The organism is Actinomycetospora sp. NBRC 106375 (genome assembly GCF_030269665.1).
Taxonomy (GTDB): Bacteria; Actinomycetota; Actinomycetes; order Mycobacteriales; family Pseudonocardiaceae; genus Actinomycetospora.
On record NZ_BSTS01000007.1, the window covers coordinates 130,673 to 144,196 of the forward strand.

Genomic DNA, 13,524 nt, shown 5'->3' on the forward strand with positions numbered 1-13,524 from the left:
GTGGACCACCCGCGCGGAGCCGTGCGGCCGCCCGTACCCAAGCGCGCGGCCGGTGCGGGTGTCGCCTTGCCCGGGCGGGGGTCGCGACGCACCCTCCCCCGCATGACCGGACCGGCGGGCCGCCCCCGCAGCTCCGCCGGACGCCGGGAGCGCGGCATCGGCCGCGTCCGGCCCGTGCGGCCCGCCCCGGAGCCCGCACCGGAGCCCGCACCGGAGCCCGTCGCCCCGGATCGGGAGGCGCTGGCCCGCACCATCGCGATGGTCAACGACAAGGGCGGGGTCGGGAAGACCTCGCTGGTCGCGAACCTCGCCGGACAGTTCGCCGCCGCCGGGTACCGGTGCCTGCTGGTCGACCTCAACCGTCAGGCGAACCTGGCCGACGACCTCGGCTTCCGCGACGGGCCCGCGGACGACCAGGGAGCCGGGCTCCTCATGTCCGTCGTCGCCGGCACGCCGCTGCGCCCGGCCGCGGACGTCCGCCCCGGTCTCGACATCGTGCCGGGCGGGGCACGGCTGGCCGATCTGGTGCCGGTGATGGTGTCGCGGGTGCAGGAGCGGGGCCGGGACGCGTTCGGGGTGCTCGCCGAGGTCCTCGCGCCCGTGGCCGGCGACTACGACCTCGTCTTCGTCGACTGCCCTCCCGAGACGACGATCCTCACCGACCTCGCCCTGACCGCGGCCCGCTGGGTGCTGATGCCCACCAAGTCGGACGGCGGCGGGCTGGTCGGCATGCGCCTGGTCGGGGAGCGGTTCGCGCTCGCCCGCGAGCTCAACCCGGACCTCGGGCTGCTCGGCGCGGTCCTCTTCGCCACCGGCTCGCGCTCGCGCGTCGTGCACGCCGAGGTCCGCGACGCCGTGGCCCAGGCGTTCGGCGGACACTCCCCGCTGTTCACCACCTCGATCCGGCACGCGGAACGGACGGCCCAGGACGCGCGGCGCCTCGGCCGGCTCGCCCACGAGCTCGAGCAGGAGGCGGCGGCCCAGCCCGCGTGGTGGGCGGCCCTGCGCGAGACCGCGGCCGGAGCCCCGCCACCACGCCGGCTCTCGACGACGGCCGCGAGCGTCGCCGGCGACTACCGCGACCTCGGGGTCGAGCTCCTCACGCTGCTCCGCACCGCCGAGGACCCCACCAGCACCGCGGACGCCCGCGGACAGGAGGCCACCCCGTGACCGCGCCAGCTCCCCAGGAATCCGGCGACGCCGAGGACCGCTCGACGACCGACCTCAGCGACGCCTTCGGCCGCCCGGCGACGGCCTCCCTGCGCGGCCTGCTGCCGCCGCGGCCCCGCCGCGACACCGACAGCACGCCGATCCGTGCCGCCGACACGGTGCCCCTGCGCAGCGTCCCGGGTACGCGCACGGAGCCGCCGGTCGACGGGCCGGATGCCCCGACGCCGAGCGAGGCGACGCCGGACGACGCGACACCGGACGAGGTGCCGGACGAGGTGCCGGACGATGCGGCGCCGGGCGACGCGGTGCCGCAGGCCTCGACGTCGGATGTCCCCGCGCCCGAGACCACGGAGCCCGAGGCCTCGACGTCCGATGCCCGGCCCCCGGAGGCGACGGAACCCGACACCACGGAGGCGGAGACCCCGGACGCGGCCGCCGCGACGCCCGACGCCGCGCCCGACGGTGCGCCCGACGCCGCGCCCGACGGTGCGGCGCCGTCCCCGGCCGCACCCGGCGCCCACCCACCCGAGCGCGCGGCGCCGGAGCAGGCGCCGCGGCCCGGCGGGCGGCCCACCACGACAGCGCGATCGGCGGGACGGACGACCGGCCGCGAGGCGCGTGCCACGACCGGCAACCGGCGCTGGGGCTCCGTCCGTCTGGCGTCGCCGGAGCACGTCGAGCTGCTGGTGCTGGTGGCGCTGAGCCGGGGTCCGGCGGACGGTCGCGAGCTCGCGGGGCGGCTCCGGACCGACAGCGCCGGTGATCTCGCACCGCCGCCGACGACGGTCCAGCGCACCCTGCACCAGCTCGTCCGACACGGTCTCGCCGAGCGTGCGGACGACACCGAACGGCGGTGCTACCGGCTCACCGAGCTGGGGAGGCGGATCGTCCGGGCGCGCGTCCGCGCCTGGCGGTCCCTGCGCCGGGCGGTCGACGCGGTCGTGGACACCGTTGACGAGACCTGAGGACGCCGCCCCGGGTTCCGGCCGTGCGCAACTGGACGTAGCGGGTTGCGCCGTTCTTCTCATGACCGAGACGACGACTTGGGCGTACGCTCAGGTCCTCGTGACCCAGCTCACTGCAACCGGTCACCAGCAGGCAGAGATCGTGTGCTCTCGGTGACCACGACCCGCGTTGAGAACACAGCGCATACGGCCCATCACGCTCTGGCGGCGCGCCCATCGGAGAATACGCAAACGGCGGGCGACCAATTCGCAGAAGAATCATGACCTAGACTGTCAAACATCGCCCTCCCCCAGTGATCGAAAATTGCGTCGTTCGGCGCACCGCCGATTTGATCTTCCTGGTCTAGCGCTTTCCGGAAGGGCGCGATGTAATGTCCGGCTCGCATGGCGGCGGGCGCGTGGTCCACCGCAGAGGTGAGACCAAACCGTTCGGAGGTGCACGGTGCCTGGAACCGGCCTGAAATTGGCCCTGGCCATCATCGGCGGCTATCTACTGGGTCGCACGAAGAAGATGAAGCTCGCGATCATGCTGGGCGGTGCGCTCGCCGGGAAGAAGATCACCACTGATCCGGCGCAGCTGCTGGGTCAGGCCTCGAAGCTCATCCAGGCGTCGCCCGAGCTCCAGCGGCTCGACTCGGCGGTCCGTGGTCGCCTGCTCGAGGCGGGCAAGGACGCCGCGCTCGCCATCGCGAGCTCGCGGATGGAGTCGCTGACCGACAACCTCGTCAACCGCGTCGAGAACATCGGCAAGCCGGCGACGGACGCCGCCGGCGCGGCCGGGCAGGCGGTCGGCGAGACGGCCGGGGCCGCCGGCGACGCGGTCGGTCAGGCCGGCGGTGCGGTCGGGGACGCGGCCGCGAGCACCGGCAGTGCCGTGGGTGGCGCGGTCGGCAGCACGGCCCGTGGTGTCACGGGACGCAAGCGTCGCGCGGCGGACGAGGAGCCGGCGGACGAGGGCGTGGACGTCGCCGACGAGACCGCCGACACCGGCGACGCGGAGGACGCGGAGGACGGCGACGAGTCGGCCCAGGAGCCCGCTCCGGCCCGCGCCGCGTCCGGGTCTGCGTCCGGGTCTGCGTCAGGGTCCTCCGGTCGTCGCCGCTCGTCGGGGTCGTCCTCGTCGTCCTCGTCGTCCGGGAGCTCCGGACGGTCGTCGGGCTCGTCGGGCAGCTCCTCGGGTGGCGAGCGCAAGCGCCGGAGCACGTCGTCCGACGACTCGTCCTCCTCCGGCTCGGGCCGCAGCTCGAGCAGCACGAACGGCTCGACTCGCAAGTCGACCTCCGGGTCCGGCGGGCGCGCGAAGTCCTCGTCGTCCGGCGGCTCGCGCAGCCGGGCCACCGCCGGGACGGGCTCGCGCCGCGGTACGGAGAAGCGCGATGACTGATGCCGCGACGGAGCAGGTCTCCTCGAATGGGCACCGGCCGGACGCCGACGCCGGATCGCTCACCGACATGCTCCCGACCGACCGTCTCAAGCAGGCCGCGACGGCGCTGCTGAAGGCGGCGGGTGACAAGGCGCTGAACGCTGCGCTCGACCAGGTCGAGGGCCTCACCAACAAGCTCACCGACGTCGCGGAGAACCCGAGCGTCGGTCTGTCGGCCGCCCTCGGGGGCGGCTCGTCGATGCTGCAGGGCGGCAGCGGCGTCGGGGGCGCACTGAAGGGCGGCCTCTCGGCCGTGAAGGACAAGGCCATGGGAGCACTCGGCATGGGCGACGACTCGGACGAGGACTCCGACAGCGAGAGCGAAGGCGGGGGCGGCGGGGGCGGCAACAGCACCGGCCGGGGCAAGTTCAAGTTCATGAACATCTACGAGGTCCAGGACGTCGGGGTCCCGTTGCGCGTGGTCTACGACCAGTGGACCCAGATGGCCGACTTCCCGAGCTTCATGAAGAAGGTCGAGACGGTCAACCAGGAGTCCGACGAGAAGGTCACCTGGACCGCGAAGGTCTTCTGGTCGCGGCGTTCCTGGCAGACGACGATTCGGGAGCAGGTCCCCGACAGTCACATCCTGTGGGTCTCGTCGGGAGCGAAGGGCTCGGCGGACGGAATCGTCACCTTCAGCGAACTGGCGCCGAACCTCACGCGGATCGTGCTCATCATGGAGTACTACCCGCAGGGATTCTTCGAGAAGACCGGCAATCTCTGGCGGGCGGTCGGCCGACGTGCGCGTCTCGAATTCAAGCATTTCTGCCGTCACGTCATGATGGACACGCTCATCAATCGTGAGGAGCTCGAGGGCTGGCGCGGCGAGATCCGCGACAGCGAGGTCGTCAAGACCCACGAGGAGGCCCTCGAGGAGGAGCAGCGGGCAGCCGAGGAGGACGGCGAGACCGACGACCTCGACGAGGGCGAGCTCGCCGACGACGAGCTCGGTGACGACGAGGAGGTCGACGACGACCTGGCCGCCGAGGACGAGGAGCTCGACGAGGACGCTGAGGACGATGACCTCGAGGACGACTACGAGGACGACCTCGACGACGTCGACGAGGACCTCGAGGACGAAGACGAGTACGAGGACGCCGAGGACGCCGAGGACGAGGTGCCCGCGGAGGACGAGGACGGTGGCGAGGACCGTCCGCGTCGCCGCTCGCGCCGTCAGCGCACGCCGGCCTGACCGGCCCACCCCCGGTTGAGATCACAGCCGGGTCGACCGTCGCACCACCGGACCCCGACGCCGTCGGGGTCCGGTGCCATTCCTCGTCGCACAGAGAGGGGGCACCGTGACCGTCAGCCAACGGCAAGGCGGAGGGGTGCAGAAGGAGCCGCAGGGCGGGCTCGCCGAGGTCCTCGACCTGATCCTGGACAAAGGCCTCGTCATCGACGCCTTCGTCAAGGTGTCGCTCGTCGGCATCGAACTGATCACGATCGACGCCCGCATCGTGGTCGCCAGCGTCGACACCTATCTGAAGTTCGCCGAGGCGACCAACCGCCTCGATCTGCACGCCAAGGGCGGCAAGGACCTGGGCGAGTTCCTGGGCGGCGCCACCGAGGGCGTGACGCAGGGCGGGGCGAAGGGCAAGACGAAGGGGGTGCTCGACGCCGGTAAGGAGAAGTGGGACGAGGTCCGCGGCGAGCGCCAGAGCCAGAGCCGGCGCGACAAGGCGTGAGGAGGCCGACGTGACCAGCACCGAGAACACCACGCAGGCCCGGGACACGACTCGCGGGTCCTACATCTACGGCATCGTCCCGGCCGGCATCCGCATCCCCGACGGGCTCGACCCGATCCCCCACGGCGACGACGCCGGGCAGCTGGGCCTGGTGACGGAGGGCAACCTCGCGGCGGTCGTCAGCGACGTCGCCGCCGACCGGCCGCTCGGCACGCGTCGCGACCTCATGGCGCACGAGGCCGTGCTCAACGCGATCGCGCAGGAGATCCCCGTGCTCCCGATGCGCTTCGGCGCGGTCGTCACCGACGACGACGCCGTGGCCGAGGAGCTGCTGGCCCCGCACCAGGACTACTTCGTCCGGGCGCTCGAGCAGCTGAAGGGACACCTCGAGTTCCGGCTGCGCGGGGACTACGACCAGGACGCGGTGCTGAGCCGCATCGTCGAGGCCGACCCGCGCATCCAGCAGATGCGCGAGAAGATCGCCGGCGTCGACGAGGACGCGAGCTACTACGACCGCATCCGCCTCGGCGAGGCGATCTCGAACGCCATGGACCAGTTCCGCGCCGACGACGCGCAGGCCTGCGTCGATGCGCTCTCGAAGTTCGCGGTCGCGACGGAGGTCAAGGAGGCCGGCGGCGAGAACGGCGCCGTCCACCTCGCGTTCCTGGTCCGCACCGACAATCGCAGCGACTTCGAGCGTGCGGTCGACGACCTCGGCGACGAATGGTCCGGGCGGGTCGAGCTGCGGCTCATCGGGCCCACCGCGGCGTTCGACTTCCTCCCCGAGTTCGACGCACCCGACGAGGCCAAGGCCTGAGGGCGGCAGCGACGTGGGTTTCTTCACCGAGCTCCTCCTCCTGCCTCTCGCCCCGGTCCGCGGGGTCGCGTGGGTGGGAGAGAAGATCGCCGACCAGGTCGACCACCAGATGAACGACCCGGCGGTCATCCGCGCGCAGATCGACGAGCTCGACGCGGCGTTCGAGCGGGGCGAGATCACCGAGGCCGACCGTGACGAGCAGCAGGAGGTCCTGCTGCAGCGTCTCGTCGGCGGAGGTGGGGCGTGACGCGCTCCGCCGACCGCGAGGCCGCACCCGAGGACCAGGACACCCGCGACGACGAACCGCCACCCCTGACCGACCAGGAGCGGCCCCGCCGCCGACGGTCGAACGGCGACGGTGCTGACGACGGTGAGCGGCCGCGCCGGCGTCGGTCGAACGGCGACGAGGTGGGCGGCGACGACGCGGACACCGAGTCGCCGCGTCGGCGTCGGCGCACCGCGGAGACCGCGGAGACCGCGGAGGCCTCGGCGACCTCGGAGACCTCGGAGACCTCGGCCACCGAGGGCGAGGGGCGTCCGCGACGTCGCCGCCGGTCGGCGGAGGACGGCTCCAGCGCCGAGGAACGCCCGCGCCGACGGCGCACGCAGGCGGCGTCGTCCGACGAGGAGCGGCCCCGGCGCCGCCGGTCCTCCGACGAGCAGGAGGGCGAGGCGGAACGGCCTCGGCGGCGACGGGCGAGCGGCGAGGGCGACGGCGAGTCGGACCGTCCGCGACGGCGCCGGGCCGATGCCGGCGGTGACGAGGAGGCCCGGCCGCGGAAGCGACGCCGCACCGACGATGCGGCCGACGAGAGCACCGATGGCGATACCCGGCCGCGCACGCGGCGGCGCACCGACGACGCGGCCGAGGGCACCGACGGCGAGGCCACGCCGCGGAAGCGCAGGCGCACCAACGACGCGGCGGAGGGCACCGACGGCGAGGCCCGGCCGCAGCGCCGGCGCCGCACGGACACGTCGGACGGCGAGCAGCCGCGCCGGCGTCGCCGGGCCGCGAGCGACGGAACGTCGGACGCCGACCGTCCGCCGCGCCGTCGCTCGGCCGACGGGGGTGCCGATGCGGACGACCCTCCCCGGAGGCGCCGCCGGGCACCCGACGAGGAGGCACCGGACCAGGAACGTGCGCGCCGGCGACGGCGCCCGTCCGCGGCGGCGTCCGACGCGGAGCCCGAGACGGAGGCCGGTGACGTGTCGGAGGACGAGCTGCCCCGTCGGCGGCGCCGGCCGGCCGGTGACGGCGACGCGGACCAGGAGCGGCCCCGCCGCCGCACCCGCGAACCCGAACCCGAGCCCGACCCCGAACCGGAGGACCTCGAGGACGACGTCGACGACGCCGAGGACGAGGTCGAGGACGAGCCGGAACCCGAACCCGAACCGGAGCCCGAACCCGAACCCGAACCGCAGCCCAAGAAGATTTCCGCGCGGAAGATCGCGCGGTGGGCGGCGGAGCAGGTGCAGGAGATGAGCGGCAAGGAGAGCGAGGCCGTCACGTCGGTGCGCAAGACCGACGACGGCTGGGTGGTGGGTCTCGAGGTGGTGGAGAGCCGCAAGATCCCCGAGACCAGCGACCTGCTCGCCACCTACGAGGCCGAGATGGACGCGGACGGCGACCTGGTCAGCTACCACCGGGTCAAGCGCTACACCCGCGGCCGCGGCGACGACGACTGACCGTCCAGGGGGCACGAGAGGGAGTGACCATGAGTGACCCGGTGCGCTGGACCGGGCAGATGCCGTCCGCACCCCAGCAGGGGCGGCAGCCCGCGAGCCAGAACGGCGGCGGGGACGGCACGAACCTCGCCGACATCCTCGAGCGGGTCCTCGACAAGGGGATCGTGATCGCCGGCGACGTCCAGATCAACCTGCTCGACATCGAGCTGCTGACGATCAAACTGCGGCTGGTCGTAGCCTCGGTGGACCGGGCCAAGGAGATGGGCATCGACTGGTGGGAACGCGACCCCACCCTGTCGTCCGGGCACCGCGAGCTCGAGGAGGAGAACCAGCGGCTCCGCGACCGTCTCGAGGCGCTGGAGAACGGCCGGGCGCCGGCCGCCCTCGACCGCGGTGACGACGCCGAGCGCGCGGACGAGCCCGACGACGAGGCCGGCGACGACCTCGAGGAGGACCTCGAGGACGAGCCCGACGACGCCGGGGACGAGCCTGTCGACGAGGAGCCGGAGCCCGCTCCCGCCCGGAAGCGCTCGAGCCAGCAGCGCTCGGGCCAGCAGCGCCGGCGGAGGACCACGCGGTGAGCGACACGTTGACCTACGTCTACGCGATCGCGAGGGACGTCGACCCGGCGGCGGTCGCCGCGCTCCAGGGCGTCGGCGGTGGTGCCGTCCGGACGCTCGACGCGGGCGGGGTTCTCGCGGTGGTGAGCGACGTCGACCGCGGGGAGTTCGAGGAGCGGGCGCTGGAGGAGCGCCTCGAGGACCTCGAGTGGCTCGCCGCCACCGCCCGGGCGCACCACCACGTGGTCGACACCCTCGGCCACGACCACCTCGTCGCCCCGCTCGCCCTGGCCACCGTGTACTTCGACGACGACCGGGTCCGCGCCGTCCTCGACGAGGGGCGCGCGACGTTCGCGGCGGTGCTCGACCAGCTCTCGGGCCGGGCGGAGTGGGGCGTCAAGGTCTACGGCCGTCCGGGCGGCGCCGCGGCCGCCGCGACGCAGGAAAAGCCGGGGTCGGGCGCCGAGTACCTGCGACGACGCCGCCAGGCGCTCCGCGAGACCGACACCGCGCTCGACGACGCGCGTGACGCCGCCGCGGAGGTGGACGCCGCGGTCACCACGCTCGCCGCCGCGTCGCGCAGCCACCGTCTCCAGGACGCGACGCTGTCCGGCGAGTCCGACCCGATGGTGCTCAACCGCGCCTACCTCGTGCCCATCGATCGGGCCGCCGACCTGCGGGAGGTCGTCGCGTCCCTCGAGGGCCACCCGCGCATCCGGGTCGAGCTCACCGGGCCGTGGGTGCCGTACTCCTTCGCGCAGGCCCCGGAGGGAGCGGCCCCGTGACGGCACCGCACTCCGGGGAGCTCGAGCCGCGGGCGACGTCGCTGTTCGGTGACCAGGAGGTCGCCCTCGTCGACCTGCTCGACCGACTCCTCGCCGGCGGTGTGGTGCTGGCCGGCGACCTGACGATCTCGCTCGCCGGGGTCGACCTCGTGCGGGTCTCCCTGCGGGCGCTGATCACGTCGATCGCACCGGTCGAGCGCCAGGGGACTCTCGAGCAACGCGCGCAGCGGGAGCTGGAGGCCGGCGATGGTTGACCGGCCGAACCGGATCGAGATCGACAAGGACGAGGTCCGCCGGGATCTCATGAAGCTCGTGCTGACGATCGTGGAGCTGCTGCGCCAGCTCATGGAGCGGCAGGCGATCCGCCGGGTGGACCAGGGCGACCTCACCGAGCAGGAGGAGGAGGACCTCGGCACGTCGCTGATGCTCCTCGCCGAGGCGATGGACGAGCTCACCGAGCAGTTCGGGCTCACCCCGGCCGACCTCAACCTCGACCTGGGCCCGCTCGGCCCGCTGCTCCCGCGCGACCGCTGACCCCGCCGATCGGGCGGACTCCGGGCGGGCGCCTCGGGGTACTCCCGGGGCATGACCAGCGCTCAGCGTCCGAGCAGCACCCCCGACAGCCCGACCCCCACCGCGACCTCCGTCGGTGGCGCCGCGGGCGACCCGACCACGGTCGAGGGCACCACTGAGGTCCTCCCCTCGGTGGTGCAGAAGGTGACCGCCTTCGCGGCGCGCGAGATCCCCGGGGTCGCGGCCCTCGGCGGCAGCGCCTCGCGCGCCGTCGGCGCCGTGCGCCAGACCCTGACGGGCAACACCGAGAACACAGCGGGCGTCCGCGTCGAGCTCGAGGAGCAGACCGCCCGCATCGGCGTCGACGTCGCCATCGAGTACGGCGTCGGCGCCCGCGAGCTGGTCCGCGCCCTGCGCCGCCACATCCCGCGCGCGGTGGAGGAGATCGCCGGCGTCACGGTCGTCGAGCTCAACGTCGTCATCACCGACGTGCAGCTCCCCGGCGGCGAGGACGCCGACGCCGGCGCCACCCCGCCCCCGCCCCCGCCTCCGCCCCGGCCGGGCGCGACCCTCTGAGGTCGGGCCGACTCACTCGGCGAGTGCGTCGAGGCGGGTCCGGCAGGCGGCCATGGTCGGTAGAGCTCCGGCAGCCCTGGCGTCGGCGAGGGACGGCGCCTCGCGGTCCTTCGCAGACACGATCAGGTCGGCGGCTGCGACGAACCTGTCCCACGGCAGCCCGAGCGCCGGGTCGAGGGCGTTGACTCCGTGCTCGGCGCTCGGGTTGTAGGGGGTCGAGCACAGGTAGCTGGCCACGGTGTCCTCCTCGAGGGCGAGGAAGGCATGACCGAGGCCTTCGGACACGTAGACCGCGGACATGGTGCCGGGATCCAGGCGCACCGCGTCCCACCGTCCGAAGGTGTCCGAGCCGAGGCGGATGTCGACGACGACGTCGAGCAGGGAACCGGCGACGCACTGGACGTACTTGGCCTGGCCGGGTGGGACGTCGGCGTAGTGCACGCCCCGCAGCACGCCGCGACGGGAGACGCTGGTGTTGGCCTGCGCCAGCGGGAACGTGTGGCCTACCACCGCGCGGAACTCGCGTGCCTGGAAGGGAGCCGCGAAGGCGCCGCGGTCGTCCGGGAAGACCGGCGGCGTGAAGCGCCACGCACCCGGAACGGCTAGCTGCTCGATGTCCACCGGCGGGCAGCCTAGGCGCGCGCCCGTGGCAGGATCGCCGGGACGTCTCTCCGAGGGGAACGATGGCTTCGGTTCTGGTGACCGGTGCGGCGGGGTTCATCGGGTCGAACTTCGTGCGGTACTGGCGGGCGGCGCACCCGGGTGACCGTGTGGTGGCGCTGGATGCGCTGACCTATGCCGGGGTGCGGGGCAACGTCGAGGGTCTCGACGGGGTGGAGTTCGTCCACGGCTCGATCGCGAACACCGAGCTGGTGGAGCACCTGCTGCGGACCTGCGCGGTGGACGTGGTGGTGAACTTCGCCGCGGAGTCGCACAACAGCCTGGCGATCCTGCGGCCCGGGGAGTTCTTCGCGACCAACGTGATGGGCACCCAGGGGCTGTTGGAGGCGGTGCGCCGGGTCGGGGTGGGGCGGTTCCACCACATCTCGACCTGCGAGGTCTACGGCGACCTGCCCCTGGACGTGGACGGTCCCGGCACGGCGTTCACCGAGGACTCCCCGTATCGGCCGCGGACCCCGTACAACGCGGCGAAGGCCGGCGGCGATCACGTGGTGCGCGCCTACGGGCTGACCTACGACGTGCCGGTGACGATCACCAACTGCAGCAACAACTACGGGCCCTTCCAGTTCCCGGAGAAGGTGATCCCGCTGTTCACGACCCGGGCGCTGGCCGGGGAGGCGTTGCCGCTGTACGCGTCGACGAAGAACCGCCGGGAGTGGCTGCACGTCGACGACCACGCCCGCGCGATCGACGCGGTGATCGGTCACGGGCGGGTGGGGGAGACCTACAACGTGGGGTCCGGGCACGAGGTCGACATCGAGGGCATCGCCGACACGATCCTGGGGGCGCTCGGGCTGGGCCCGGAGTACAAGACGATCGTGCCCGACCGGCCCAGCCACGACCGGCGCTACCTGCTCGACTCCTCGAAGCTGCGCGCCGAGCTGGGCTGGGCCCCGCAGGTGGGCTGGGACGAGGGCATCGCGGCCACGGTGGACTGGTACCGCGCGAACGAGGCCTGGTGGCGCCCCCTGATCGGCCGTTCCCCGGTGGTCGAGGGCGCCGACGCGAACTGGAGCCAGAGCCGGTGAAGGGGATCGTGCTCGCCGGTGGGTCGGGGACGCGGCTGCACCCGGTGACGCGGGCGGTGTCCAAGCAGCTGCTGCCGGTCTACGACAAGCCGATGATCTACTACCCGATCTCGGTGCTCATGCTGGCCGGGATCACCGACATCCTGGTCATCTCCACCCCGGTCGACCTGCCGGCGTTCCAGCGGCTGCTCGGCGACGGCAGCGAGCTGGGGGTGCGGTTCTCCTATGCCGAACAGCAGGCGCCGAACGGGCTGGCCGAGGCGTTCCTCATCGGCGCCGAGCACGTCGGTGACGACACCGCCGCGCTGGTGCTGGGCGACAACATCTTCCACGGCCAGAACTTCTCCACGATCCTCGCCCACGAGCGGGCGCGGCTGGAGGCGGAGAAGGGCTGCGTGCTGTTCGGTTACCCGGTGCGTGACCCCGGCCGCTACGGGGTCGGGGAGGCCGACGAGGCGGGCCGGCTGCTCTCGATCGAGGAGAAACCCGAGAGACCCAGGAGCAATCGGGCGATCACCGGGCTGTACTTCTACGACAACGACGTGCTCGACATCGCCCGCGGCCTGACCCCGTCGGCGCGGGGCGAGCTCGAGATCACCGACGTCAACCGGGCCTACGTGGCCCGAGGCAACGCCCGGTTGCTCGACCTCGGGCGCGGGTTCGCCTGGCTCGACACCGGCACCCACGAATCACTGATCGAGGCCAGCCAGTACGTGCAGGTCCTGGAGCACCGCCAGGGCGTGCGGTTCGCGTGTCTCGAGGAGATCGCCCTGGTCAAGGGCTGGATCAGCCCGGAGCAGGCACTGGCGCTCGGCGAACGCCAGGCCAGCTCCGGCTACGGCGCCTACGTCGTCGACGTCGCGACCCGGGCGCTGTCGACCAGCAGTTAGTGCTTCTCGACCGGCTCGGTGCCGAGGAAGTCCTGGAAGTCCTTCGGGAGCTGGCTGGTGAAGTTCTGCCACTCGCCGTCGGTCAGCGCGGTCTCCAGGCCCTTCGCGATGGCGCGGGCGTGCTGGCGGGCCTGGGCGACGGTGACGCCGTCACCCTCCTGGTCGGCGATGCGCTGGTAGAAGGTGTCGACGTCGAAGCGCTCGCCCGCGCCCTCGTCCGGCAGGGCCTCCTTCAGCCCGGCGGGGAGCTGGGAGGCCAGGTCCTTGGCCTCGCCGCCCTCGAGCCGCTGCCCGAGGACGGTGAGCGTGGCGCGGACGGCGCGCTCGGCGCTCTGGTTGTCGGGGAGATCGAGGCTCTCCTTGACCGCACTGACGAATTCCTGCTGCTGCATCGTTCTCCTCTCGCGTGTTCACGGGTCCGTGACGCGCGCGGGTGCCCGACAGCCCCGGACGTTCACACGTGGGGGCGTGCGGGAGAGGACGTGCAGCTCAGACGAGGGCCTGGAAGAAGTCGATGATCGACTCGGCGAAGCTCGCCAGGATCGCGAGGATGCTGGTCACCGTCGCCGCGGCCGTGGCCGGGGAGTCGATGATCCAGAACAGCACAAGGGCCAGGACGATCAGCCCTACCACCCGTTGCATGCTCCGTACCGTAACCGCCACCGTCGTGTCCGTCACGCGCGGTGCGGCGAGCGGTGCTCTCGTTGACCACAAAGGATGATCAGGATGCGCCGGGCGGCGCAGG

18 protein-coding genes are annotated in these 13,524 nt (G+C 73.0%); 15 read left to right on the forward strand and 3 right to left on the reverse strand.

The features are described from left to right. The first annotated feature begins 102 nt into the window (after nt 1–102). The 13 genes from QSK03_RS13630 (at nt 103) to QSK03_RS13690 (ending at nt 10,180) form a co-directional block, all read left to right on the forward strand. The gene (locus QSK03_RS13630; protein ID WP_285652769.1) at nt 103–1,170 is read left to right on the forward strand and encodes a ParA family protein; all 1,068 of its coding nucleotides are present in this window, start codon (nt 103–105) and stop codon (nt 1,168–1,170) included. Continuing rightward, nucleotides 1,167–2,135, forward strand: a complete 969-nt coding sequence (locus QSK03_RS13635) for a helix-turn-helix transcriptional regulator (RefSeq protein WP_285652772.1) — start codon at nt 1,167–1,169, stop codon at nt 2,133–2,135. The genes QSK03_RS13630 and QSK03_RS13635 overlap by 4 nt, the downstream gene beginning before the upstream one ends. Before the next feature lie 442 nt (nt 2,136–2,577). Further along, the gene (locus tag QSK03_RS13640) at nt 2,578–3,519 is read left to right on the forward strand and encodes a hypothetical protein (RefSeq protein WP_285652773.1); all 942 of its coding nucleotides are present in this window, start codon (nt 2,578–2,580) and stop codon (nt 3,517–3,519) included. Continuing rightward, entirely contained in the window at nt 3,512–4,750 is a 1,239-nt protein-coding gene (locus QSK03_RS13645) for an SRPBCC family protein (protein WP_285652774.1), read from the forward strand. The genes QSK03_RS13640 and QSK03_RS13645 overlap by 8 nt, the downstream gene beginning before the upstream one ends. 136 nt (nt 4,751–4,886) lie before the next feature. Continuing rightward, nucleotides 4,887–5,243, forward strand: a complete 357-nt coding sequence (gene gvpJ / locus QSK03_RS13650; protein ID WP_502872167.1) for a gas vesicle protein GvpJ — start codon at nt 4,887–4,889, stop codon at nt 5,241–5,243. Between the two features lie 10 nt (nt 5,244–5,253). Continuing rightward, the gene (locus QSK03_RS13655; RefSeq protein WP_285652777.1) at nt 5,254–6,060 is read left to right on the forward strand and encodes a GvpL/GvpF family gas vesicle protein; all 807 of its coding nucleotides are present in this window, start codon (nt 5,254–5,256) and stop codon (nt 6,058–6,060) included. Between the two features lie 13 nt (nt 6,061–6,073). Then, the gene (locus QSK03_RS13660; RefSeq protein WP_274283050.1) at nt 6,074–6,307 is read left to right on the forward strand and encodes a gas vesicle protein GvpG; all 234 of its coding nucleotides are present in this window, start codon (nt 6,074–6,076) and stop codon (nt 6,305–6,307) included. Further along, nucleotides 6,304–7,746, forward strand: a complete 1,443-nt coding sequence (gvpO, locus tag QSK03_RS13665; RefSeq protein WP_285652782.1) for a gas vesicle protein GvpO — start codon at nt 6,304–6,306, stop codon at nt 7,744–7,746. Before QSK03_RS13660 ends, gvpO begins: the two co-directional genes overlap by 4 nt. 29 nt (nt 7,747–7,775) lie before the next feature. After that, nucleotides 7,776–8,327: a gas vesicle protein gene (locus QSK03_RS33415; RefSeq protein WP_502872168.1), complete on the forward strand. Its 552-nt coding sequence runs from the start codon at nt 7,776–7,778 to the stop codon at nt 8,325–8,327. After that, nucleotides 8,324–9,091, forward strand: a complete 768-nt coding sequence (locus QSK03_RS13675; RefSeq protein WP_285652784.1) for a GvpL/GvpF family gas vesicle protein — start codon at nt 8,324–8,326, stop codon at nt 9,089–9,091. The genes QSK03_RS33415 and QSK03_RS13675 overlap by 4 nt, the downstream gene beginning before the upstream one ends. Further along, nucleotides 9,088–9,345 carry a gas vesicle protein gene (locus QSK03_RS13680; protein WP_285652787.1) on the forward strand — a complete coding sequence of 86 codons (258 nt, stop codon included), beginning with the start codon at nt 9,088–9,090 and terminating at the stop codon, nt 9,343–9,345. The genes QSK03_RS13675 and QSK03_RS13680 overlap by 4 nt, the downstream gene beginning before the upstream one ends. Next, complete coding sequence (locus QSK03_RS13685; RefSeq protein WP_285652789.1) at nt 9,338–9,625, forward strand: gas vesicle protein K; 288 nt, start codon at nt 9,338–9,340, stop codon at nt 9,623–9,625. The genes QSK03_RS13680 and QSK03_RS13685 overlap by 8 nt, the downstream gene beginning before the upstream one ends. A gap of 51 nt (nt 9,626–9,676) precedes the next feature. Further along, on the forward strand, nt 9,677–10,180 hold the full coding sequence (locus tag QSK03_RS13690) for an Asp23/Gls24 family envelope stress response protein (RefSeq protein WP_285652791.1): 504 nt from the start codon (nt 9,677–9,679) through the stop codon (nt 10,178–10,180). Between the two features lie 12 nt (nt 10,181–10,192). On the opposite strand, the gene QSK03_RS13695 is transcribed toward QSK03_RS13690, so the two are convergent. Beyond that, a complete protein-coding gene (locus tag QSK03_RS13695; protein WP_285652806.1) occupies nt 10,193–10,801 on the reverse strand; it encodes a dTDP-4-dehydrorhamnose 3,5-epimerase family protein in 609 nt (202 codons plus the stop codon). A 62-nt stretch (nt 10,802–10,863) separates the two neighbouring features. On the opposite strand from QSK03_RS13695, the gene rfbB reads away from it, so the two are divergent. Further along, nucleotides 10,864–11,889 carry a dTDP-glucose 4,6-dehydratase gene (rfbB, locus tag QSK03_RS13700; RefSeq protein WP_285652808.1) on the forward strand — a complete coding sequence of 342 codons (1,026 nt, stop codon included), beginning with the start codon at nt 10,864–10,866 and terminating at the stop codon, nt 11,887–11,889. Then, entirely contained in the window at nt 11,886–12,779 is an 894-nt protein-coding gene (gene rfbA / locus QSK03_RS13705) for a glucose-1-phosphate thymidylyltransferase RfbA (RefSeq protein ID WP_285652810.1), read from the forward strand. The genes rfbB and rfbA overlap by 4 nt, the downstream gene beginning before the upstream one ends. Here the strand turns inward: rfbA and QSK03_RS13710 are convergent. Further along, nucleotides 12,776–13,171, reverse strand: a complete 396-nt coding sequence (locus tag QSK03_RS13710; protein WP_285652812.1) for a DUF2267 domain-containing protein — start codon at nt 13,169–13,171, stop codon at nt 12,776–12,778. The genes rfbA and QSK03_RS13710 overlap by 4 nt on opposite strands. A gap of 97 nt (nt 13,172–13,268) precedes the next feature. After that, on the reverse strand, nt 13,269–13,421 hold the full coding sequence (locus tag QSK03_RS13715) for a hypothetical protein (RefSeq protein ID WP_285652814.1): 153 nt from the start codon (nt 13,419–13,421) through the stop codon (nt 13,269–13,271). Nucleotides 13,422–13,524 lie beyond the last annotated feature (103 nt).